The organism is uncultured Shewanella sp., assembly GCF_947501665.1.
Classification (GTDB): Bacteria; Pseudomonadota; Gammaproteobacteria; order Enterobacterales; family Shewanellaceae; genus Shewanella.
Window position 1 is genome coordinate 49,552 of record NZ_CANMWS010000032.1, and the last position, 24,958, is coordinate 74,509.

The 24,958-nt window shown below is 37.7% G+C and carries 22 protein-coding genes; 12 read left to right on the forward strand and 10 right to left on the reverse strand.

All coding sequences use genetic code 11. The features are described 5' to 3' along the window. Window positions 1–118 precede the first annotated feature (118 nt). The gene (locus Q0976_RS20575; protein WP_299495909.1) at window positions 119–670 is read left to right on the forward strand and encodes a lysophospholipid acyltransferase family protein; all 552 of its coding nucleotides are present in this window, start codon (window positions 119–121) and stop codon (window positions 668–670) included. 72 nt (window positions 671–742) lie between these two features. Beyond that, window positions 743–1,372, forward strand: coding sequence for a LysE family translocator (locus Q0976_RS20580; RefSeq protein WP_299495911.1), 630 nt, complete (start codon window positions 743–745; stop codon window positions 1,370–1,372). 54 nt (window positions 1,373–1,426) lie between these two features. Here the strand turns inward: Q0976_RS20580 and Q0976_RS20585 are convergent, their stop codons facing one another. Beyond that, the gene (locus tag Q0976_RS20585) at window positions 1,427–2,686 is read right to left on the reverse strand and encodes a mechanosensitive ion channel family protein (protein WP_299495913.1); all 1,260 of its coding nucleotides are present in this window, start codon (window positions 2,684–2,686) and stop codon (window positions 1,427–1,429) included. Between the two features lie 292 nt (window positions 2,687–2,978). Here Q0976_RS20585 and Q0976_RS20590 point away from each other — a divergent pair, with 292 nt between their 5' ends. From Q0976_RS20590 to Q0976_RS20600, 3 genes are all read left to right on the forward strand, one after another. After that, window positions 2,979–3,593, forward strand: coding sequence for a DUF3157 family protein (locus Q0976_RS20590; protein ID WP_299495915.1), 615 nt, complete (start codon window positions 2,979–2,981; stop codon window positions 3,591–3,593). A gap of 131 nt (window positions 3,594–3,724) precedes the next feature. Continuing rightward, the gene (locus Q0976_RS20595; protein WP_299495917.1) at window positions 3,725–4,774 is read left to right on the forward strand and encodes a DUF2235 domain-containing protein; all 1,050 of its coding nucleotides are present in this window, start codon (window positions 3,725–3,727) and stop codon (window positions 4,772–4,774) included. A gap of 165 nt (window positions 4,775–4,939) precedes the next feature. Beyond that, on the forward strand, window positions 4,940–5,995 hold the full coding sequence (locus tag Q0976_RS20600; protein WP_299495919.1) for a DUF2235 domain-containing protein: 1,056 nt from the start codon (window positions 4,940–4,942) through the stop codon (window positions 5,993–5,995). A gap of 338 nt (window positions 5,996–6,333) precedes the next feature. Here the strand turns inward: Q0976_RS20600 and hutH are convergent, their stop codons facing one another. Genes hutH through hutC form a run of 3 tightly spaced genes read right to left on the reverse strand, consistent with a single transcriptional unit; the run spans window position 6,334 to window position 10,276 of the window. Beyond that, entirely contained in the window at window positions 6,334–7,872 is a 1,539-nt protein-coding gene (hutH, locus tag Q0976_RS20605; protein ID WP_299495921.1) for a histidine ammonia-lyase, read from the reverse strand. Beyond that, window positions 7,869–9,545, reverse strand: coding sequence for a urocanate hydratase (gene hutU, locus Q0976_RS20610; RefSeq protein WP_299495923.1), 1,677 nt, complete (start codon window positions 9,543–9,545; stop codon window positions 7,869–7,871). The genes hutH and hutU overlap by 4 nt, the downstream gene beginning before the upstream one ends. Before the next feature lie 23 nt (window positions 9,546–9,568). Further along, the gene (hutC, locus tag Q0976_RS20615; RefSeq protein WP_299495925.1) at window positions 9,569–10,276 is read right to left on the reverse strand and encodes a histidine utilization repressor; all 708 of its coding nucleotides are present in this window, start codon (window positions 10,274–10,276) and stop codon (window positions 9,569–9,571) included. 177 nt (window positions 10,277–10,453) lie between these two features. On the opposite strand from hutC, the gene hutI reads away from it, so the two are divergent. Next, window positions 10,454–11,680: an imidazolonepropionase gene (hutI, locus tag Q0976_RS20620; RefSeq protein WP_299495927.1), complete on the forward strand. Its 1,227-nt coding sequence runs from the start codon at window positions 10,454–10,456 to the stop codon at window positions 11,678–11,680. A 28-nt stretch (window positions 11,681–11,708) separates the two neighbouring features. On the opposite strand, the gene Q0976_RS20625 is transcribed toward hutI, so the two are convergent. The 3 genes from Q0976_RS20625 to glp form a co-directional block, all read right to left on the reverse strand. After that, window positions 11,709–12,608 carry a carbonic anhydrase family protein gene (locus Q0976_RS20625; protein WP_299495930.1) on the reverse strand — a complete coding sequence of 300 codons (900 nt, stop codon included), beginning with the start codon at window positions 12,606–12,608 and terminating at the stop codon, window positions 11,709–11,711. 119 nt (window positions 12,609–12,727) lie between these two features. Next, window positions 12,728–13,519 (reverse strand): molybdopterin-synthase adenylyltransferase MoeB, encoded by a 792-nt coding sequence (moeB, locus tag Q0976_RS20630; RefSeq protein WP_299495932.1) that lies wholly within the window; start codon window positions 13,517–13,519, stop codon window positions 12,728–12,730. 5 nt (window positions 13,520–13,524) lie between these two features. After that, entirely contained in the window at window positions 13,525–14,769 is a 1,245-nt protein-coding gene (gene glp, locus Q0976_RS20635) for a gephyrin-like molybdotransferase Glp (RefSeq protein ID WP_299495935.1), read from the reverse strand. Window positions 14,770–15,049: 280 nt separating this feature from the next. Here glp and Q0976_RS20640 point away from each other — a divergent pair, with 280 nt between their 5' ends. Further along, a complete protein-coding gene (locus tag Q0976_RS20640) occupies window positions 15,050–15,667 on the forward strand; it encodes a LysE family transporter (RefSeq protein WP_299495937.1) in 618 nt (205 codons plus the stop codon). Window positions 15,668–15,742: 75 nt separating this feature from the next. Here Q0976_RS20640 and Q0976_RS20645 read toward each other — a convergent pair whose 3' ends face one another. Then, window positions 15,743–15,901 carry a hypothetical protein gene (locus Q0976_RS20645; RefSeq protein ID WP_299495940.1) on the reverse strand — a complete coding sequence of 53 codons (159 nt, stop codon included), beginning with the start codon at window positions 15,899–15,901 and terminating at the stop codon, window positions 15,743–15,745. Between the two features lie 444 nt (window positions 15,902–16,345). On the opposite strand from Q0976_RS20645, the gene ftnA reads away from it, so the two are divergent. Together ftnA and Q0976_RS20655 are read left to right on the forward strand one after the other, a co-directional pair. Beyond that, window positions 16,346–16,867, forward strand: coding sequence for a non-heme ferritin (gene ftnA, locus Q0976_RS20650; RefSeq protein ID WP_299495942.1), 522 nt, complete (start codon window positions 16,346–16,348; stop codon window positions 16,865–16,867). Window positions 16,868–16,944: 77 nt separating this feature from the next. Then, a complete protein-coding gene (locus Q0976_RS20655) occupies window positions 16,945–17,124 on the forward strand; it encodes a hypothetical protein (RefSeq protein ID WP_299495944.1) in 180 nt (59 codons plus the stop codon). 62 nt (window positions 17,125–17,186) lie between these two features. Here the strand turns inward: Q0976_RS20655 and Q0976_RS20660 are convergent, their stop codons facing one another. Beyond that, window positions 17,187–20,381, reverse strand: a complete 3,195-nt coding sequence (locus tag Q0976_RS20660; RefSeq protein WP_299495947.1) for an EAL domain-containing protein — start codon at window positions 20,379–20,381, stop codon at window positions 17,187–17,189. A 322-nt stretch (window positions 20,382–20,703) separates the two neighbouring features. Next, window positions 20,704–20,823: a hypothetical protein gene (locus tag Q0976_RS20665; RefSeq protein ID WP_299495949.1), complete on the reverse strand. Its 120-nt coding sequence runs from the start codon at window positions 20,821–20,823 to the stop codon at window positions 20,704–20,706. A 438-nt stretch (window positions 20,824–21,261) separates the two neighbouring features. On the opposite strand from Q0976_RS20665, the gene Q0976_RS20670 reads away from it, so the two are divergent. The 3 genes from Q0976_RS20670 (at window position 21,262) to Q0976_RS20680 (ending at window position 24,310) form a co-directional block, all read left to right on the forward strand. Continuing rightward, window positions 21,262–23,409 carry a S9 family peptidase gene (locus Q0976_RS20670; protein ID WP_299495950.1) on the forward strand — a complete coding sequence of 716 codons (2,148 nt, stop codon included), beginning with the start codon at window positions 21,262–21,264 and terminating at the stop codon, window positions 23,407–23,409. Window positions 23,410–23,641: 232 nt separating this feature from the next. Continuing rightward, complete coding sequence (locus Q0976_RS20675) at window positions 23,642–23,893, forward strand: GIY-YIG nuclease family protein (RefSeq protein ID WP_299495952.1); 252 nt, start codon at window positions 23,642–23,644, stop codon at window positions 23,891–23,893. A 225-nt stretch (window positions 23,894–24,118) separates the two neighbouring features. Next, window positions 24,119–24,310, forward strand: coding sequence for a hypothetical protein (locus Q0976_RS20680; RefSeq protein ID WP_299495955.1), 192 nt, complete (start codon window positions 24,119–24,121; stop codon window positions 24,308–24,310). Window positions 24,311–24,958: the final 648 nt, after the last annotated feature.

Genomic DNA, 24,958 nt, shown 5'->3' on the forward strand with positions numbered 1-24,958 from the left:
TAATACAACATCAAAAAAACAGTGGAGCCCACTTATCTTATACTCAAATAAATAAAAGCTCCCGATTTAAGACTTACCATCACACTAAAAACATGAAACACAAAAGAAGGTGTATTATATGTTCCAAGCAGTTTGTTATCGTCTATTGAAGTTTATAGGTTGGGACTTCGTGGGTCAGTTACCTAAAAAACCCCAATACATCATCATTGTTGCCCCACATACAAGCAATTGGGATTTTATTATTGGACTTCTCGCTTGCTATGCATTAGGGGAGAAAATTCACTTCCTAGGTAAACACCAATTATTTATTCCTCCATGGGGATGGTTATTTCGTGCCGTTGGTGGTACTCCTGTAGACAGAAGTAAAAGCAACAACTTAGTAGAAGGCGCATCCCTTTTATTTAAACACAATCCCCATTTTAAACTTGCTCTCACACCTGAAGGGACAAGAAGCACTGTCACGCGTTGGAAAATAGGCTTTTATCATATAGCACGACAAGCTAACGTCCCCATTGTCACCGTTGGATTTGATTTTAAATTAAAAAAAATCATTATTGGCGATGATATGATACCCAGCCAAGATATAGAAAAAGACATGCAAAAGATTATTCATTTTCATCGAAATATAAACGGCCGACATCCTAAAGATATCCCTGATTTTAAAAACTAGTATTCACCTTTAAATTAGGTCATATTGCTTATCCGTATACTCACTAACACTGCTTACTAAGGATGTTATCAAATGCACTTTGATACTTGGTTACTCTTTTCTTTTGCCGTACTCATGATTGCCATTAGCCCTGGTACTATGGCTGTATTATCAATGAACCATGGAATCCATTACGGAAAAAAGCGCTCACTTGTCACAGGGTTTGGTAGCGTAAGTGCCGCAATGCTACTCATGCTGGCTTCCTCTTTGGGTTTAGGGGCTATTCTCAGTAATGCTGAGTATGGTTTTGTTATTTTAAAATGGTGTGGTGGCGCCTATTTACTTTTTCTAGGAATTAAATTAATCCTAAGCAAAAACAAGGGACAAGATTTTAAGTTAACTCAACCAAAGCAAAAAGGCACCCCAAAAGGCATATTTAAACAAGCTTTCACCGTAGGGATCAGTAACCCAAAAGATTTGCTGTTCTTTAGCGCCTTATTTCCACAATTTATCGATATGTCTTTGCCTCAAATCCCACAGCTACTTATCTTAGCATTAACTTGGGCTATCATTGATTTTAGCTTTGTAATGATCTATGCCAGCTTAGCGAACGTGTTGGCACCTAAACTCACTGAAAGTAATAAGCTACATTGGTTCGATCGCTTCAGCGGCGCAATGTTTATCAGCTTAGCTGGTTTGCTAGTCACTAGAAGCAATGACTAATACTCAATAAAATCACACCCAACTATCATATAGTCAGGTGTGATTTTACGTTTATCAAGATATCCCTTTTAAGCTTCTCAAGTCCGCTCCAGACGGAGACTGAAATGCTCTAAGACCAAATTCAGGTAATATGGCATAAATATGATCAAAGATATCCGCTTGTATATCTTCATACACATCCCATCGAGTATCATTAGTAAACACATAAATTTCAATAGGGATCCCTTCACTTACAGGTGCTAGCTGCCGTACAAGTAAAGTCATATCTTGATGAACATTAGGGTGATTGCGCAAAAAATGTACCATATAAGCTCTAAAGGTGCCAATGTTAGTTAAATGTCGGCTATTAACTCGCATATCCGCATCTGTTACCTGAGAGTTATAGGCATCCATCTCCACTTTTTTAGAAGTAAGGTATTCTTTTAAATGATTAATCTTAGATAATCTTTGTTTATCTTCATCATTAATAAATTGAATTGTCTGAGTATCAATAATTAACGCTCTTTTAATTCTACGTCCACCAGATTCGGACATCCCTCGCCAATTTTTAAACGCATCAGATACCAATGCATAAGCAGGGATCATAGTGATGGTTTTATCCCAATTACGTACTTTTACCGTTGTTAATGACACCTCTTCAACCGAACCGTCAGCACCATACTTGTCCATTTGAATCCAATCACCTGGACTCACCATACGATTTGCGGCAAGTTGAATACCTGCGACAAAACCTAAAATAGTGTCTTTAAATACCAACATGACTAAACCTGTCGCAACACCTAAACCGCTAAGAAAATAAACAGGTGATTGATCAGATAGAATTGATACACAAATAATGATTGCAACAAAAAACAAAAATAATTTCAGTAACTGAACAAAGCTTTTAATAGGCAATCGACGACTGACAAGATTCAAATCGGCCACTTCGTTTGCAGCATCTAACGCACTGAATATAACTCGGATCACTAAAATAACAATGGTAAAATCAAGTAAACGCTCAGTAAGAGTGCTTAATAGGGGCGTTTCTGATAACGCCAAAGGGACCAATAAGCTTAGTACAAATAAAGGTGCCAAAAGTGCCATTTTCTCAAGCACTTGGTGGCGCATAAAGGTATCATCCCAACTCACTTTAGAATGCTTAATAACCAAATTAACAGTGCGAACAATCACTCTTCGTACAATTAAATACACCACTAAAGCAAACAGTAAGCATCCGACGATAGAAATACCTGTCACAAGATTTTGAGAGGCAAACTCATTCAATCCCCAACTGGATACCCAATGGCTGATCTGAGAGCGAAAATCATAATTCACTGTTTACATTCCTCATATTGATATAAAACAAAGTAAGCTTTAGCCAAATGATCATAAAAACGACCTCGATTGTACGCTCCAGCTCACCATCACACTGTATCACTTTTTCACTCCGCAATAAAAATACCGTACTGACTCATCACAATGAAAAACAAACAACACCATTTTTAACAACACAACGCAATCAATAAAACAACAATAAATAGATTAGGTATAAAATCTCATTCGCCATTGAGTATTATTTAGGTATATCCTAAAGGCAATAACACATTACTTTAGCTATGGTTTAAACATGCAAAAATTACAACAAATAATTCGCATTCCAATGATGATAATCACCTACTTTTTACTGTTAAATACTGCCTTGGCTTCTCAAATAGCAGAGGTCACCTTAGATAATGGTACAACAGTCAAACTCAATGATGACTTTACTTGGGAATACGTTATTTTAGAGCAGCCTAAACAGAACAATGATATTAGAGCATCGGCAATCGCCCCAAGCCCTATTGAAGCGACACCGCCCACTCCCCCTTCGACCCCGCAGCTAAACCAGCAATTCATCACGCAACCAGAACTATTAAAATCAACCGCTAAAGATGGCGTAAAAGTAAGCCTCCTAAATACTAAATGGGATGATGACAAATTAGGGCTTCAATTTGAATTGACCAGTAACAGCAATAAGCATTATGTTTTAGTCACACTAGAAACACAGTTTTACAGTGATCAAGGCCAACCAATAAAATCAGAGCGCTTTAATGTTTGGCAGGCTACATTTCGCCTACCCGAAACCTATTTGCGCAAAAATGAAACCCGCAAAAGTCGCCTTTTTTGGATTGAAGGAATAGATAAAACACACTGGAAAAAACAGCTAATGAGCATAAAGATTACTGAACTAGAGTCAAGGTAATATTAAATAATATCAATTGGTTACACTTATACCCTGGAGTTGACTATTTTAAAGTAACCAATTGAAAACGGCATACATTTTGCTTTTAAAGCAGTAAAGCAAGAAATTGACAAACTGTAATGGAGAGTGAAATGTCAAAGAATATCGTCATTTTCTCGGATGGAACGGGACAAGAAGGCGGCATAAAATTCAATACCAATGTCTATAAAACATTTAATCTTATCGAAGAACGATCAGGCAAACAAATAGCACATTATAGCAAAGGTATTGGTACAGATTGGCGCCAGATCACAGGTAATTTATTCGGTGTCGGGATGACTGATAACATGATTGAGTGTTATCAGTTTTTATTTGAAAACTTTCACGTGGGTGACAAAATTTATTTGTTTGGCTTCAGCCGAGGGGCGGCAACAGTACGCAGCTTATCGCGGTTTATCGAACTGTTTGGCATTTTGCCTAAATCAAGGCCAGAACTTATTAAGCAAGCACTCAAAATATATAAAATCAAAAATCCTCACAAAAGGCAGCAGCAGGCCTCTGCGTTTATTGAGAATAATAAAAATGTTGAATGTAAAATTACCTTTATGGGCGTTTGGGATACCGTTGCGGCAATGGGGTTACCCCATCGTTTTTTTGATAGTATGTTCTCCAAAATTCCACCTTTTAAACATAAATTTCATGACTTTAAAATAAGTAAAAATATACAGCATGCCTATCATGCATTATCCATTGACGATACCCGCGCTATTTTTCACCCCATGTTATGGAAGAAAAAAGCTCACCAGCAACAAACAGTCAAACAGGTTTGGTTTAGTGGGGTCCATACCGATGTCGGTGGAGGTTATGAAAGTGAAGGGTTATCCAATATTCCACTTGTTTGGATGTTAGACAATGCATTAGAACATGGCCTAATTATTCATGATGATATTGAGATTGTTCAAGATATCAGTGCAAAAATGCATAACGAATCCGTTGGTATGGCTGGTCGGTTCTTTAAACAAAAAGAGCGTGTTTGGAATACAGACATTGAAGATAAACCAACAATTCATGCCAGTGTCTTAGCACGCCAACTCAATCAAAACAACGAGCCCCAGCCTATATATACTCCTTGGATATTAAAGGGAGATTATCATATCGAACCTTGGAACCAAAAGGCTTATCAGGCAGCAAAAGCCGCTTAATGCTTATTCTAATCACTCTATACCCAAAGCACTTAAAGGTTTGGGTATAAATTCAACTTATTTAGGGCTGTAAAAACCTTGCTAACTAGGCTGCATCTTCAAGTAACGGGATTATAATATGACATAGAAACATAGTCATATGTAGAACCAAAAAGGGGAAATGATATGCCAAAAAACATCCTCATTTTTTCTGATGGTACGGGGCAAACTGGCGATGCTCAATTTTGTAGTAATGTATTAAAAAGCTTCAATTCCATTGAGCAGCACCCGGATAGGCAAGTTGCTCATTATAGCCAAGGCTTAGGCTCTCAATGGTGGCGAATAACAGGGAGCTTACTTGGTCTCGGCATTACCAATAATATGCTTGATTGTTATCGCTTTATTGTTAAACATTATCATTGGGGAGATAAAATTTTTCTCTTTGGTTTTAGCCGTGGTGCTGCAACTGTTAGAAGTTTATCTCGTTTCATCTTATTTTTCGGTCTGCTTCCCAAAAAACAACCCAAGTTAATTCAATCGGCATTAACCATTTACCAGATAAAAAACCCTCAACTCAGACAAAAAAAAGCTGACAACTTTATTAACCAATATGGTACTGAAGCCTGTGATATCCACTTTATTGGTGTATGGGATACCGTCGCTGCTCTAGGTTTGCCCAATCGATTTTTAGATCACTTACTGTCCAATATTCCTGCCTTTCAACATCAATTCCATGATTTCAAAATCACTGCCAATATCAAGCATGCCTATCATGCATTAGCCATCGATGAAACTCGTAAGATCTTTAGCCCTATATTATGGAGAGAAAAAGCTCATCCAACTCAAACGTTAAAACAAGTCTGGTTTAGTGGTGTCCATAGTGATATTGGTGGCGGCTATGAAAATGATGGACTTTCAAATATTTCACTCTTTTGGATGTTAGAACAAGCAGTATCTCACGGATTAATAGTCAAACCGCATCTGTGCATCACACAAGATATTCAAAGTATAATGCATAATGAAATCAACAAAGGTTTAGGAATTTGGCTGCAAAATAAAACACGTTATTGGAATACAAAAATTGAAGAAAAGCCCACCATTCACGCCAGTGTCTTAGAAAGAAACTTAAATACAATGAATCAAAGGCTTCCACAATATCAACCGTGGATTTTGCAAGCGCAATACAATATTGAGCCTTGGCATAAACAGTCAACACTTTCACCTTCGAGAGAAAAAAATTAACCCCTATTTTTTTACTCTTTTCTATGGAACTGAACCTGAACTCGGAATAATGAGTGTCAAAGAGCAGTGATAATCCATTAAAAGTCAATAGGTTAAAATCAGTCTCATTATTCTTTATTGTTTAATTTGGCTAAATACCGCTATTTTTGCCTATATCAAGGCGGGATTTCGTGCTTAATAGCCCGCGATGAGTAAAAAACACAACACAGATAGGGGGGCAGAATAGCGATATTTAACGGCGCAGCCTAACTCGAGTACAGATTAACTTAGACTCACCAATAGAAAATGACCTTAACGCATCACAACAGGGCGACTGTGATACGTTAAATCAATCTGTACTATCCTTTCATACTCGGTAATATTGAATCTGGCATAAATTGATTAAACAAACCAGTCTCAAGTAAACTAATCGCTGTTTCAATATCGGGATTAAAAAAGCGGTCTTTATCATAATAATCGACTTTTTCTCGTAAATGATTTTTTGCTTTTTCAACCAGTGGACTGGGCTTTAAAGGCAAACGAAAATCGAGTCCTTGGGATGCCGACAACCATTCAATCGCTAACACACCCCGGGTATTCATTGACATCTCCCGTAACCGCCTAGCTGCAAACGTCGCCATAGAAACATGATCTTCTTGATTAGCTGATGTCGGTAAACTGTCCACCGATGCAGGATGCGCATACGTTTTATTCTCAGACGCTAATGCTGCCGCTGTCACTTGAGCAATCATAAACCCAGAATTAACACCTCCATTTTCAACCAAAAAAGGTGGTAACTTAGAAAGACTTGCATCAATAAGTAGCGCTATACGTCGTTCAGAAAATGCGCCTAATTCGGCAATCGCAATGGCTAAGTTATCGGCCGCCATAGCAACAGGCTCGGCATGGAAATTTCCACCTGAAATAATGTCATCAGGGTTTTGAAAAACCAATGGGTTATCCGTCACACCATTGGCCTCAGTGACCAATACGGAAGCGGCGTAACGAATTTGACTTAAACACGCCCCTAATACTTGTGGCTGACAACGTAGTGAATAAGGATCTTGTACTTTTTCGCAATCCAAATGCGACAAGCCAATTTCAGAGTCATCCCCTAAAAGGTGACGAAAAATACTGGCTGAATCTATTTGACCTTGCTGACCACGCGCTTCATGAATACGAGGATCAAAGGGACTTCTTCCCCCTAAGGCTGCTTCAACACTCATTGCACCAATAACAGAGCAATCTGCAAATAAGTCTTCAGCATTAAATAACCCCTCTAGCGCTAATGCCGTTGAAGCTTGTGTACCATTTAATAACGCTAACCCCTCTTTTGCGGCTAATGCAATAGGCTCAAGACCCGCAATATTCAATCCTTCCTTGGCAGAAATAAGCTGACCTTGATAACGAACTTGCCCCTCCCCCAGTATCGGAAGACACATATGCGCCAAGGGCGCTAAATCTCCAGAAGCCCCCACAGAACCTTTTTCTGGAATACAGGGGTACACTTGCGCATTCACTAAATCAATCAAAAACTGGATCACCAGGAGGCGGATCCCCGAAAAGCCTCGGCTTAAGGAATTAATTTTTAATATCATCATCAAACGCACAGTCGCATCTGACATCAGCTCGCCCATTCCAGCGGCATGAGATAACACTATCGACTTTTGCAATAATTGCAGATCTTCTGCTGCAATTTTGGTGTTCGCCAATAATCCAAAACCCGTATTAATACCGTAAACGGTTCTTCCTTCATCCAAGACTTTTTGTACTAATCCCGCACTGACATTAATATTCTCCAATGCCCCTTCAAATAGCGACACTGTCACAGCTGTTCGGCTGATTTCACGTAGTTGGTATAATGACAAAGTACCAGGTTTTAACATCATAGCATTCATACATCATCCTCCAACATTGGTAAATCAAGCCCTTGCTCTTTAGCGCATTGCTTTGCCAAATCATAACCCGCATCAGCATGACGCATAACACCAGTAGCTGGATCATTCCACAATACTCGGCCTAATCGCTTAGCAGCATCATCGCTGCCATCACACACAATGACCACGCCAGAATGTTGACTAAACCCCATACCTACACCACCGCCATGATGCAAAGATACCCATGTCGCACCACTGGCCGTGTTCAATAATGCATTCATCAACGGCCAGTCAGATACTGCATCTGAGCCATCAAGCATAGCCTCAGTTTCTCGATTTGGACTCGCAACCGATCCTGAATCAAGATGATCTCGGCCAATGACAATAGGGGCTTTAAGTTCTTTATTTTTGACCATTTCATTAAACGCCAGCGCTAACCGAGCACGATCTTTTAAACCCACCCAGCAAATTCGAGCCGGTAAACCTTGAAAAGCAATGCGTTCACGGGCCATGTCAAGCCATTGGTGTAAATGTGGGTTATCGGGGATCAACTCTTTTACTTTTTGATCGGTTTTATAAATATCCTCAGGATCGCCAGACAACGCCACCCAGCGAAAAGGACCAATCCCTTCACAAAAAAGCGGCCTCACATAAGCAGGCACAAAACCTGGAAAATCAAAGGCATTTTTGACCCCTTCTTCATAAGCCATCTGTCTAATGTTATTACCATAATCCGTTGTAGCTGCGCCCGCTGATTGCAATGCCAACATAGCGGTAACTTGAACTGCCATCGATTGTTTTGCCGCCTTAACAACCGCAGCTTCATCGGTTTGGCGTATCGAGGCCGCCTGTGCTAATGACCAGCCTTGAGGTAAGTAACCATTTAAAGGATCGTGTGCTGAGGTTTGATCTGTCACCACATCAGGAATGATATTTCTCACCACCAGCTCGCTAAAAATATCCGCGGCATTGCCAAGTAATCCCACCGAAACAGGTTGACCGCTCTCTTTAGCAGCATTTATCATGGCTAATGCTTCGTCTAATGAATAGGCTTTTTTATCTAAATAACCCGTACGCAACCGGAAATCAATACGCGATTCATCCACCTCACAAGTCAATACTGAGTACCCAGCCATTGTCCCTGCAAGAGGTTGCGCACCTCCCATTCCGCCTAAACCACCGGTTAAAATCCATCGACCTTGAGATGAGCCGTTAAAATGTTGCTTAGCCATAGCAACAAAGGTTTCATAAGTACCTTGTACTATGCCTTGAGAGCCAATATAAATCCAAGAGCCTGCTGTCATTTGTCCATACATGGCCAAACCTTGTTTATCTAGCTCATTAAAATGTTCCCAATTCGCCCAATGAGGCACTAAATTAGAATTAGCAATAATGACTCTAGGTGCATTAGTATGAGTCTGAAAAACACCAACGGGTTTGCCTGATTGAACCAAGAGCGTTTCATCATCTTCCAATCGTTTTAGCACTTGAATAATCTTGTCATAACAAGGCCAGTCACGGGCCGCTCGGCCTATGCCACCGTAAACAACAAGATCTTCAGGTCTTTCTGCTACATCAGGATGCAAGTTATTCATTAACATACGCATTGGCGCTTCGGTTAACCAAGACTTACAACTCAATTCAGTGCCATGAGGAGCAATAATATGCCGTGTTTTATCATGTCTATTATTCATTGTTCTATCCCTCTTACATACGATTAATTGTTGAAAACTAACTGTCCACCTAATTTAAAACGCGTTCCTGGATAAAGTAGTTTTGCAAAACTCACCACACCTTGACGTGACGCAGTCAATCGGCTGATCTGTAAACAAGGTTCTTTATGGGAAATCTGCAATAACTGGCACTGACTATCATTGGCTAAAACCGCTTCAATAGTATGTTCAACTTGCGCTAACGGCGCCACCTGACAAAGATAAGCATGGGGGGTCATTTGACTAAAATTCTGCTCTAAATAATGAGGGACACGACTCGGTAAAACATAACGTTCCTCAATTTGCAGTGGAATATCTTCTTCTAAATGAACGAGCTTAGAATAAAAAACAAGTTCCCCCTCATTCAGGTTTAGCAGATCAGCCTGAGCATAATCGACTGGCAACGCCTCTTGTGTTAACAGCTTCACACTATAACGGTGGCCTCTTTCTTCTATTTCTTGACGAATATCACGTACAAGTAAAATTGAAGATTGAGCTTTATGGCTGGCAACAAAACTCCCCATGCCTTGAGCACGACGTAAAATGCCTTGCTCAGTCAATTCAGTCAATGCACGCCTAGCTGTCATCCTGCTACAAGCAAAATCCGTCGCCAATTGATTTTCTGACGGTAATTTATGCCCTTCTCGCCACTTTCCTGAATCTACCTTGGTAAGTATATGCTGCTTAATCTGTAAAAATTTAGCCTGTGCCATAGCAACAATCATTCACTCCGCTCAAAAAGTCATCGATAGACACTAACTTGTATATACAAGTTAGTGCAAGCTAGACAAGTCATTTTTGATAAAATAAACTGTATACAATTCAAAACAGTCAGCACTAAAAATATAGTAAACTGCTGTTTATAAAAAATAATTTTTTAAGGAGTCATTATGTCTTGGGATCAGGTTTGGATTGACATCAATATTGCAACCATGGATCCAACGTCAAATGCTCCATATGGCGCTATCACTCAAGGCGCAATGGCAATCCAAGAAGGTAAAATAGTTTGGATAGGAAAACGTAATGATTTACCTGAATTTGATAGCTTAGCTACCCCTGTTTATAGAGGCAAAGGCGGTTGGGTAACACCCGGTATTATTGATGCTCATACCCACTTAGTCTTTGCGGGTAATCGCGCTAACGAGTTTGAACAAAGGTTGCAGGGAGCCAGCTATGAAGACATCGCCCTTGCAGGCGGTGGCATACTTTCAACGGTCAATGCTTGCAGGGACGCCACTGAAGCAGAGTTATTTGAATTGGGTCGACAACGCCTTAACACATTAGCAAAAGAAGGCGTCACAACGGTTGAGATAAAGTCAGGATACGGGCTCGATACAGAAACAGAGCTAAAACTCCTTCGTGTCGCAAGAACCTTAGGTGAACATCATCATATTGATGTGAAAACAACCTTTCTCGGCGCTCACGCTATTCCAATAGAATACGCTGGAAAAACAGATGATTATATCGAACTTGTCATTAATGATATGCTACCTAAAATCATCGAAGAAAACTTAGCCGATGCAGTCGATGTTTTTTGTGAAAAAATTGCCTTTAATCTCGAACAAACCGAAAAAGTCATTCTAGCAGCCAAAGAAGCAGGTTTAGAGGTTAAATTGCATGCCGAACAATTATCAAATATAGGTGGCTCCGCAATGGCTGCAAAACACGGAGCATTATCGGTTGATCACATCGAATTTATTGATGAAAAAAGCATCGATTTATTAAGCCAATATGGAACTTGCGCAACGTTACTGCCAGGTGCTTTTTATAGTTTACATGAAACACAATTACCGCCTATTGATTTATTGCGTCAATATCAGGTCCCTATGGTTGTCGCCAGTGATTACAATCCGGGATCATCCCCCATTTGCTCAAGCTTGCTCATGCTGAATATGAGCTGTATTTTATTTAAATTAACACCAGAAGAGGCATTAAAAGGCATGACTATCCATGCCGCAAAAGCATTGAATATGGACAAAGAAAGAGGCAGTCTTGAAATCGGGAAGAAAGCAGATTTTTGTTTGTGGGACATTGATACCCCAGCTCAATTGGCTTACACCTATGGCGTCAACTCTTGCCTACAAGTCGTTAAATCCGGCCGAGTAATCCCACAATAAAGTTTGTATATAGTCAGCAAAAACTTATCTATTTACTCGATAATATGATTCGATTATTGAGTGCTTGTAACGGTCTATTGTTATGGTTCATGACTTTTTCAAAAGCGCTCACTTGTGCTTTAGACACTTGGATAGGTTCATGTAACACATACCAAGTCACATTCCGTGTACAAGGTGGCGTAGTAAAAGAGCCTTGGAAAGTATAATAACCTCGCTTATTGGGTAGGAGCCCCGAAAAATCAGGATTAAGTGAGCGAATATCATTTTTTTGTCCGCGATAAACCGGCATATGCTTCCATAAAGTACGAATAATCGGGTTTTCATTTCCTATAGTTAAAAAAACAGCCACTACTGCAAACTGATTATAATCTCCTTCATAAACTAAGTGTAATTCCATGGGGAAACTCTGATTATTAACCTTATTTTCACTAGGACTGTGAAAATGGAACTGTGCTAGGTGATACTGATTATCCTCGACAGAAAAAGTATCTTGATCCTCACTGTACTCGATTTCAACAGCTCGACTATCAAGAGCTTTTCCCCTTTCATAATAATTTAACTTAACACTTTTTTCTTGCTGAGTGTCCTCGCCAAAAACCACTTCTACAGTATGGCCATTATCTTCAAAATCTGTGGGTTCTCTTGTAAAAGTAAATCGCAGCTCAGGTAAAGGTTCTACTTTCACCCGCTTAGGGTTAATATTTATAGGAGACTGATCTCCCCCAAGTTCACATTGAGGAAAATCTTTCCCCCAATGATCAGGGGAATTTTCACCAACGTACCCCCAAAAGATTTCTTTATTCTGCGGTACCACAGTAGGAAGGATTGAAGGCTGCTTTGAACAAGAAACCAAACTGAGTAATATAAAAATATTAATTAAACAATATTTAAAAAAAGAGTTAATGCTTTGTTGGTATCCACAATTCATAATTCATAATTCCTCCATGAATTGGCTCATATATCAGCGCACTTTATAACTTAACTCTATTATTGTAGAAGACAAAAAGACGATGTACTCACATTCATTCAACGTACAATGAGTAACAGTTAGCCACATACATTACATTTAGCTTGTTTTAATAATTTCATTTCTCGACATTCCATCGTCATTGCATCAAAAAATAACAAACGTCCCGAAAGTGACTTTCCAATACCCAGCAATAATTTAATCGCTTCTAACGACTGCATTGACCCAATGATCCCAACGACAGGTGCAAGTATTCCAGATTCAACACAACTTAATACTTGCTCCCCAAATAATTGGCTAAAGCAATGATAGCATGGGGTCTCTTTCTGATAATCAAAAACAGTCACCATACCTTCCATTCGAATCGCTGCCGCAGACACTAGAGGAATTTGATGCCTAAAACAAGCTCGGTTAATTTGCTCTCTCACTACAACATTATCAGTACAATCAATCACAAGATCATGCTTAGCGATCTGCACTGCCATATCTTCATCATTTAATTTAGTCGCTAAGATATCTACCTGACTATATGAATTGAGTTTTTCCAGTGCTTGTTTAGCTGATATCACTTTTAACTTATGAATATCGTTATCATCGTGCAAAATTTGTCGTTGTAAATTAGATTCACTTACAACATCAAAATCAACTAATGTTAAATTTCCTATTCCTGCAACCACTAGATACTGGCTAGCAGCACAGCCTAAACCTCCAACACCCACCAACAACACTTTAGCATTCTTAAGCTTTTCCTGCCCTTTAATATCAATGGCTTTAATGGCTATTTGACGATCATAGCGCAATAACTCTGCATCAGATAAAGTCTCAGTGTTTGGGTCAGACTTACTGGCTTGATGAGTATCAGATCCAAACATGGCAGTTAATCCAATACCGTATTAAAAGGCTCAACGGTTACCATAGTACCATTAGGGAGATCACCTTCTTGCTGAGATAAAATAACAAAGCAATTTGCTAACGACATAGAAGTTAACATACCCGAGCCTTGTGCCCCGCTCATATATACTTCAGCCATACCTTCTGCGTTATAGCTTAAAATCCCGCGTTGGTATTCTACACGCCCAGGTGCTTTCTTTATTTGCCCTTTTAATCTTGCTTGCAAAGTCAATAATTGACGTTGTGGCCGACCTTGCATTTTAATCACTAAAGGCCAAACCAACTTATAAAAAGTCACCATTGATGAAACAGGGTTACCAGGAAGCCCACAAAAAACAGCATCATTTAACTGACCAAAAGCAAAGGGTTTTCCCGGTTTAATCGCTAATTTCCAAAAAGTAATTTTTCCTTCTTCTTCTAATACCTGCTTAATATAGTCGGCATCTCCCACCGACACCCCTCCAGAGGTTAGCACCATATCAGCCACTTTCGACGCTTGATGAAACGCATGACGAATAGCTTCTGGATCATCAGCAATTATGCCTAAATCTGTCCACTCAATATTGGCTCGATTTAATAACCCCTGAATACTATATCGATTAGAATCATAAATTTGCCCTGTATTCAACGTGCTACCAACGGCTTGTAACTCATCACCTGTTGAAAAAAAAGCAACTCGCATTTTTCTATAAACGTCGACTACATCTAAGCCAATGGTCGCAAGAACACCCAATTCAGCAGCTCGAATCAATGTTCCTGCTGATAACACTCGAGTACCAGCAGTTAACTCTTCTCCTTGTTTTCGAATACAAGCCCCTTTTTGTTTAGGCTTATCAATAATCACTTTATCAGCTTGAATACTGACTTTTTCTTTCATTTGTACGGTATCAAATCCCTTTGGTACTAAAGCTCCGGTCATAATTCGTATACAAGTACCAGATAAGCATTGCCCCTCATAAGGCTTTCCAGCAAAAGATCCACCGACTAAAGTTAATGCTTCAAAATTCGTTAAATCATCAAAATTAAAGGCATAACCATCCATGGCAGAATTATCAAAAGGCGGTAGGTCGATATTAGATCCCACATCACAGGCCAACACTCGCCCAAATGCATGGGGTAACGCAATCTGTTCTGTTTGCGTAATCACCGAAACTTGTTCCAATAACTGTAAAATCGCTTGATCTGGGTGCATTAAACTAGATTGAGAACAAGGGTCGTTAGTGATGGACATTTGTCATCCTTGAAGTAAGAGCAATATGAAAAAGTATTATACCCAAACAACCTAAAAATGCGAGAAAGCCAAGTAAAGATAGAAACTCAAGAGCAATTGATTACATTTAGCTTCAAACTTCACGCAAGCCAATATGAATAGCTACCAAGTTTCAACTTTACTATTTCAATATACCCTCATGAAAAAGCCTCTAACAAAAAAACAGAGATAGAAACTGTTAAATTATTATGCAAAAATACAAAATAAATAGTCATACGTTAATCGATTAGGTAAAAGTAGAATGGCAGTAACAGCATTAATCCAAGGGTTCTTTTTAGGCGGTAGTATGATTATTCCTATTGGGGCGCAAAATTCCCACATTTTAGGACACGGTATTAAACGGAATCATCACTTACTCGCAGCCAGTATTTGCACCTTATGTGATATTTTACTTATTACAATTGGCGTATTTGGCGGCCACCAGTTACTGACAAGTAATAGCCTTATCGCAACACTCATTACCTACGGAGGGATCATTTTTTTACTGGGTTACGGTTCACTCGCCTTTAAAACCGCATTGCAAAACCAATACCAAATAGAAAAACAACATCATTCACATAAAACCAAGCTAACCGTCATTTTAGCAACCTTAGCAGTGACCTTACTCAATCCACACGTCTACCTTGATACAGTTATGATTTTAGGCAGCGTAGGCAGTCAATTTGTCGCACATGAAAAAATGGCATTTGCATTAGGTACCATGCTAGCGTCGATATTATGGTTTTATAGTCTTGCTCTAGGCGCTGCAAAATTAGCACCGTGGCTGAGCAAAGAGAAAGTGCAAAGAATAATCGATATCAGTATCGGCTGTATTATGTGGTTCATTGCCTGGACACTATACGCTCATCAAATCCAATAATACATTTATGGTGAACTTTAATCACTTTGAAAAAAGCACCATTCATTACACCCTCAAATAATAGGCATTTCAATATTAATGCCTTTTCTTTAAACTCATATTCCAGGCAAATAACTCAAAACCAATTCCTGCAATCAAAAAAAATAATACTCCTAGTGCATTCGCGTAGTGATAACAAACAATGACGGCAATAAAAAGTGCAGCAGAAATGAATGCCCTTTTAAGACCTTTCATATTTCGTCCTTAAATAAAAAATGAAACGATAAACTGTATAACCTCAAGCTATCCAAAATTAACGCTAATTTCAACATTTGTATCATATAGAGCATGAATTTCAAATCAACAGCTGATTTTTACATCGGTTGTACTTAAATAGCCTAAGCCTGTGGATATAGACATTTGGATAACTTCACGAAGAAAGCCTTCGATAAAATGAGACCGTTATATCTTTTAATGCAAAAAAATTGGCAGCAATGGCCCCTCTTGATAAATAAGATACTTATAATTCAACCTATTAACGGTAAAACCATTTTAAAGCAAAATTAAAATATAGAAAAAGACACACAAATGAGAACGATTTGTATTTTTAAAACAATAAGTTACGTTAAATTTTACCTTGATATTTTATAAAAAATTAAAGACAATAGTACTTAAATACTACCCTTGGAGAATAAAGTCGTGCTAACACCTTTGATGATCGAACAGTTGAATGAGCAGATCAATATGGAATTTTTCTCTTCTAACCTATACTTACAAATGAGTGCTTGGTGTGAAGATAAAGGCTTTGAAGGCGCAGCAAAATTTATGCGTACTCACGCCGATGAAGAAATGGGTCATATGCATCGCTTATTTACTTATGTCAGCGAAACAGGTGGTATGCCACTACTAGGCTCTATTGCAGCTCCTCAAGCTGAATTTGACTCTTTACTTGCATTATTTGAATATACTTATGAGCATGAACAATTAATAACAAGTAAAATTAATGCATTGGCACACACTGCTTTCAGCAATCAAGATTACTCAACCTTCAACTTCTTACAATGGTATGTATCAGAGCAACACGAAGAAGAAAAATTATTTAAATCTATTGTCGATAAAATTCGCTTAGTTGGTGAAGATGGTAAGGCACTCTTTTTTGTTGATAAAGATCTTGCAAAAATGGCCGCAGAAGAAAATGACAGCATAATGACAGCCGCATAAAGTCTTTCTACTCAAGCTACATACAGCGAGATCAATTTATCTAAGTTGTTCTCGCTTCTAGGGCCTGTTGATCTTTCGTGATTAAATTATGTTCAGATAAACATGTTTTAATCACGGCGAGAGGTGCGATGCCTAGTTATTCTAAGCGAATGCCTCTCGCCGTGAGTAAAACACGTTTAGTGGATCCTACGGACAGCGCTTGTCGCTCCTTTCTACGGCCTTATCGCTTATTTATGGCGAATAACGACACCGCATAAACTCTGCCTTGTATAAAGAAGCGACAAACTGCTGCAGAAATACTCACCAAAGATCAACAGCATCAGGCTACCGATGCCGCCTGATGCTGTAAATAATCAAACATTTCATGCTCATTTAACGGCCGTGACATAAAATAGCCTTGAGCAAAATCACAACCTAAACTACTTAAAAAATCCCACTGTTGCTGTGTTTCCACCCCTTCAGAAACTAATTTTAACTGTAAGCTTTGGCCCATTATAATAATCGCCTTCACTAAGCTCGCGTCTTTATGTGACTCCAGTGCGCTATCAATAAAGCTTTTATCTATTTTGAGTACGGAAATTGGAAAACCTTTTAAATAAGCCAACGATGAATATCCAGTACCAAAATCATCTAAATATATATCAACACCTAGCGCACTAACTTCTTCTAAGACTTGCAAACATTGCACTTCATCATCAATAAGCATCGTTTCAGTAATTTCTATATGTAAATAATGAGGCGCAATACCATGTCTTTTTAATGCATCACAAAGCATTTGACTAAAAGATTCATCAGCATGATTAATAAATTGTCGACCCGATACATTAATAGCCAAACTAATCTTATAACCATATTTGTGCCAATAAGCTAAATTAACAAGCGACTCTTCCAATACCCATTTACCTAGAACATCAATTAATCCGGTTTCTTCAGCAATGGGAATAAACTTATCAGGCGCAACCACTCCAAACTCAGGATCTCTCCATCGTACTAGCGCTTCAACACTGACTATTTTCCCCGTTGACATATCAATAACTGGTTGGTAATTAATATAAAAATCAGAATGTAAAACCGCCTTCCTTAATCGTTGCTCTAATTTTATTTGTTCAAATACTGTTTGATCCATGCCTTTTGAAAACAACTTATAGTGTGCTCTCCCATCACTTTTAGCTTGATACATTGCCGTTTCAGCATGTCGGATCAGGCATTCGGGATCTTTTCCATTTTCAGGGTACAAGCTCAAACCAAAGCTAGAAGAAATACTGATCACTTTTTGATTAACAATAAACTTCTCTGTAAGGAGATGATTAATTTCTATCGCCCTCTTTTCAATAGATGTACCGTGGCATAGATTAGGCATAATCATCACAAACTCATCACTACCAACCCGAGCAATAAAATCATCTTTTGTTAAAATAGAACTAAACCGAGACGCCACTTGTTTTAATATTTCATCTCCCGTTTCCGTACCATGAAGATCATTAATGAATTTAAATCGATCTAGATTAATAAAAGCAATAGCCACAGATTGTGAATATGTTCTAGCATAAGACATTTGATTCTGAAGGTGTCCAGTCAACAGTTGCTTATTTGGTAATCCAGTTAACGTATCGAAATGCGTTTGATACCAAATTTCCTGTTCATATTTTTTACGGTTACTAATATCAATAAATAAACCAATATGTTGAGTCACTTCCCCTAATTCATTTTTAACTAAAGTAATAGCAAGATATTCAGGAAAAATATGACCATCTTTTCGTTTATTCCAAATTTCCCCCCCCCAATGACCCTTAGCTTTTAGCGTTTGCCATACCTCTTTATAGAAATCACTAGGATGATGCTGAGAACTCAATATAGAAGGGTCTTTTCCTTTGACATCATCAAGCGTGTAGCCTGTTATTTTAGTAAAAGCAGGATTAACAAGTTCTATACGATTTTGGGAGTCGGTAACAATAATACCTTCAGAAGAATACTCAAAAACAGCAGAAGCTCGACTTAATTCACGCTTTACTTTTCGCCTTTCCTGTAGCATTTGATTCAACGCCAATGCCATTTTAGCAATTTCATCCCCACCTTTAACATCTACTTCAATTTCTAAATTGGGATCGATGGCCATTTTATGCATATCGTTAGCAATACTTCTAATACTGCCTACAATATGTTCAGTAATACTTTTTCCAAGTAAAACTAATACGAAAATAATAAATAAAATTCCCAGTAAGCTCAAAATTAAATATGTTAATGCTTGCTGTTGTTCACGACGACTGCTTTCAGCAATCGCTTGTGTCATATCTCCATTAATTTGATGTAGCCAACTAATTCGTTGGCTTGAGACTTCCCACCATTCAAGCACTGACACACTGGCGACTGGCGCTTGCAAATGTTGCAATGCCATCAACATAGGTTCATCATAAATACGGATACTGTCGTCTATATCCTCAATGTTAACCCCTTTATTTTTAAGGCCTAATAACTTATACATATTAGATTGATAAGCTAGAATCGTTTCTTCTAGCTTGATGACTAAATCATATTGTGCAGCTGACAATTCTTTATCATTTTTGATGTTTGCTAAGATTTGAGATAATTGAATAAAATGAAGGTTAAACTTGATGAGATCATTCGGCTCATTGCGTAACAAATAATTTTTAAAATCATGTATAAGTCCACCAAACCCCATTAATTGACTTATTTTTTGAGATTGTTCAGCTAAACGCAATTGTGCAGTAAGCAGTCCTTGCATCCTAAGTAATTTTGCATGTTCAGGACTTAATAGCATCGAATTTAATAGCCACTGATTATTACTATTTGCGTAAGATAAAGTATGGACAATACGTTCATGTAAAGTTGTTTCTAGTGATTTTATCGCAATGAAAAGACTAGATGAAAGTGTAGGCGCAGATAAAAGTTGTACCATTAATCCACGCTGCTCATCAGCAAGATCTTGAATATGCAACATATTCAATAAATCTGTCTGTCGCCTAATTTGATCGACATTATTTGAGTTAAAGTGCATTTGTGAAATAAGATCTATCAAAAAATGATCAGTTTCCGCATATATATCAAAAAAATTTACTGCATTATATTGAGTCACTTCCCCACGAGCTTCGCCTAATATTTTTGGTAACTCAGCAATTTTAAGTAATTTCTTTCTCAGTGTCTCATTTGACTTATTCACTTCTATTTTTAATATTTTTTTTAGCGATTGATTATGAATAAGTTGAGTTAAAGCAGCATCTGTTGCGGCTTTTTGTTGCTTCAATTTGTCTTGAAATACCCGCTCTTTTTTACCAATAAATCCAGCTGATATACCGCGTTCTTTCTGTAGTTCAAATAGTAAATTTTCAATATCAATGCTGATCTCACTAGTCAACATACTCTCATTTGCCAACTTATAATCTTCTATTAGCAACATTACTCCGACATAGCCTAATGCCAAAATAATGACTAACGGAAAAGCAGCAAACAAGGTTAATTTACATTTTAGATTATAACGAGCAAAGACTATGGGCATTAAAAAGTAATCCGTTAATTTTAAGCAAAGAAATAACCAAGAGGGTTTCAACTAAGTAACATAGGATATCATTGCATGCATATTAATTTTCACTCAATCGAATTTTGCTAGCAAAAAACTTAATATAAAACAGAAAATAAACATATTAGTTAATTGCTGAAAACATAATTAGCACCTAAAAATGAGTAAAAAAATACACAAAGTAAAGACATTGATATTTTCGATATAAAAATAAAAAGCCCAGTGACGAGCTTTTCAATATTAATGATTAAACATCCTTATTTAGATGCTAGTGTGCGATACAAGACGATACCCTCAATAGTCACAATGAATAACCTATTCTCTCACTAAAGCGTACAATATCAGGTAGATGTGCCACCGTCCCATCAGGGTTTGTGTCTTCACACAATACACCACAAGGCTGTAATCCCAAGCGCTTCATCAAACAATCCATAATGCCTTCTATATGGCCTCGCCAAGCTAGAACATTCGATTTTCGCCTCGACACTTACAGTAAAAGCTGTAGCGTACAGGTTTCTAATGCCAGTAACCATTGAAAGCAATACTAGCGAGTCAAGGATATTTTATCCAAGAATTCACATTCGTAGGCACCCTTTATCAATACCTAGCATTTTACGCTTAACACACTAAAAAATTAAATAATAACATTATTTTTTAACTGGTAAAATGATAAAGTAAAACAGATCAAACCAAGTATACTGTTTTTGCCTACAAGATTGACTTATTAAAAATAATGAATTCTGCAACGCTCGCTTAAAACAATAAAAAATCATCGACCTTTCACAATCAGCGGCATAAAATAACACCTTAAAAATATCATCTCAATTTACGAATAAGAAATGACACAAGGAAACGTGACATGAAGTTCTTTTTACCGCTCACAGCATGTGCTGTCCTGTTACTTGGATGCTCAAATATGACCAAAAACACTTCAATACAGCCCCCTACAGCTGAAAAAAAAGCCTATTTAATAGAAAAACATGGTCATGAACGTATCGATAACTACTATTGGATGCGTGATGATAAACGTCAAGACAAGCAAGTTTTAGCTTACTTACATGCAGAAAATACTTATAAAGAAGCACAATTTAGTCCTTATCAATCCATACAAGAAAATTTATTCCAAGAACTAACAAATCGATTAGATAAAAACGAAACTAGTGCACCTTATTTATGGAATGGACAATGGTATTACAGTCGATATCAGACAGATTCTGAATATCCCATTATTGCTCGAAAAAAACACTTAGATGCAGTAGAAGAAATCATACTCGATGTTAATCATCGTGCAAAAGGTCACGAGTTCTATGGGTTAGGAGATACTTCTATTAGCCCAAATAGCCAATTACTGGCCTTTGCAGAAGATACGCTAAGCAGACGAATTTATACCGTTGTTGTCAAAGATCTAAAAAAAAATCAGTATTTAACCGATAAAATTACTGGTGTAGAAGGTAATATTATTTGGGCCAATGACAATCTACACCTTTTCTACATTGCAAAAGATCCCCAGACATTACTCGGATTTCAAGTTTTTAGACATAAACTGGGCACACCACAATCTGATGATATTTTAGTATTTGAAGAAAAAGACGATACCTTCTATCTAGAACTGAATAAAACACTAGATGGATCACTTATCACCCTTTCTCACGATAGTACCATTACCTCAGAAGTCTCCATACTTGATGCTAATCAACCTCTTTCATTATTTAGTCCAGTATTAACAAGAAAAGAGGGCCACGAATATACATTCAAAAAGCTAAAAGATACCTTCTATATCCACACCAATTGGCAGGCTAAAAACTATCGATTAATGAAAGTAGCAGCTAAGCAAGCTCATAATCAAGACGCATGGGAGGAAGTCATAGCCCATAATGAGAAAGTACTCATCGAGGATTATTTAGTACTTGAAAATTATTTGATTTACCAAACAAGAGAAAATGGCCTTAATCATATTAAAGTACAACCTCTCAATGGTATGCCAACATTTGAACTGCCCTTTGATGATGCAGCTTACGTCGCCAGCTTAGATGTAAATGCTGTTCAACGTACTGATAAACTAAGAGTCTCTTATTCAAGTCCATCGACCCCAGAATCTATTTTCGAATATTCATTGACCGCAACAAATAAATCAACACTCGCGAAAACAAGACGCTTACTAAAACAAGAGAATATTCTTGGAGGCTTCAACAGTAATGCATATGAAACTGAACGTTTATTTATCACAGCAAGAGATGGTGCTCAAGTTCCAGTAACGCTCGTTTATTGTAAAAACTTGTTCAATAAAGATGGTACGAACCCTTTATATCAATATGGTTATGGCTCTTATGGTTACACGATTGAACCTCATTTTAAATCTTCCATCATCAGCTTATTAGATCGAGGCTTTGTATATGCGACAGCCCACATCAGAGGCAGTGATATGCTCGGGCGCAATTGGTATGATGATGGTAGGATGCTCAATAAAAAAAACAGTTTCAATGATTTCGTTGACGTCACTCAAGCACTCACTGCACGAGGTTATGCCGATAAGAATAAAGTTGTTGCATCCGGTGGAAGTGCGGGAGGTTTACTCATGGGTGCAATAATCAACCAATCACCAGAACAATACTTTGCTGTTGCTTCCCATGTTCCTTTTGTTGATGTTGTCACAACCATGCTTGACGAGAGTATTCCATTAACCACCAATGAATATGATGAATGGGGAAACCCTAACAATAAGCCTTTTTATGACTATATGTTAAGCTATTCTCCCTATGATCAAATTAAAGCTCAAGACTATCCTCACTTATTTGTTACAACAGGCCTACACGATTCTCAGGTACAATATTTTGAACCTGCGAAATGGGTCGCTAAACTTAGAGAATATAAAACAGATGATAATTTGTTACTGTTTGAGACAGATATGGAAGCAGGCCATGGCGGAAAAAGCGGACGTTATCAACGATACCAAGACACAGCAAAAGAATATGCTTTCTTTCTAGGTTTACTCGGATTCGACAAATGATCCAACCTTAACAGATCTTCCTATAAGCCAAATCAATGGTTATTGATTTGGCTTATAATAAAGTAAAACAAACAGTACCCTATCTCCATATCAATTTGATACCCTCAACTTAGTACCACTCTTTATCCCATATTATCTCACAAGCGATCTCTTAAATTGCAATAACTCAGTCATGTTAGGTTAATCGATAACTCAATCAATCTGATATACTGTTAAAAAATAAAGGAGAATTATGGAAAAAGTTTGGTATTTATATATGGTTAAATGCACCAATGGGCACCTCTATACAGGGATCACAACTGACATTGACCGCCGTTTTCATGAGCATCAATCAGGAGGGAAAAAAGCCGCGAAATTTCTGAAAGGAAAAGGGCCACTTCAACTTGTTTATCAAGAAATGGTGGGCTCACATAGCCAAGCCTTAAAACGAGAAATCTCGATAAAAAAACTCACCAGATCACAAAAATTAATTCTCATAACCTAACCCTGAAATCAATAAATGATCATGCGCCAACAATACCATTTTAGAAAAATAGTAAATAATACATCGAGCACTGATATCCACATATGGGATGTCAATAAACTCATTATAAAATCAAATAACCTTCCTACAATTAACCTAAATCTATCTGAAATTATAGAGCTCGATCAATGCTACTGGTATGAATTAAATGAATCTATTCCTACATGCCGAAATATAGTGGAACACATGAAACTCATCAATGAAGCGGATCTCACTTATCCGATTTTACTTTGTCATCAAGGGAGATTAATCGATGGTATGCATAGGGTTTGCAAAGCTCTCATATCTGGGCATACCTCAATCAAAGTGAAACAATTTCCACACAATATTCCCCCTGATTATATTAATATTGATCCTAACGATCTCACTTATGATTAATATAAAAAAAGCTCTCAACTATCTAAAGATATTGAGAGCTACTGACAAAGATTACTATATTTCAGGCTTAGATAAACTATAAAATTCAATTTTAGCAACATTTACTTAAATTAGGATCTTGCAAAACCCCTAGTCAATCTCAGCCACACAACCTAATGTGTGAAATGATTTTAACCTTACCTTTGAAAGCATGCATACCTAAAAAGTGTAACAGAATATAAAGTCCATATAGAAAAATACAAAAGTAAACACTAACCAATTAATAAATAAGAATATTTAATAATACTAATATTTGAAATTATTCCATCAAAACAATTACACCATACATAAATAAGCCTATGTATATATTTAAAAGGGCTCATTAATGTCTAATACCAACCTATTAGATTCTGTCAGCCCAAACAGAGAAGTAACTCAAGCTATCGTTATGCCGTAGACGAGCAAAAGTCCATGCGTTTGCACTTAGAGCAGGATGGCACACTGTCGTAATAATGGATAGTCCAAACTAGCATACTAATGACATAGCCGATAAATTTAGTAATATCATACCAATCTGCATTAGAAGTTGGTATTACGAAGACATTGTTGATAGCGTTTGCGATGCTTGGAATACGTTTATCGAGAGTCCAGCAAGAATCACGAAAATGT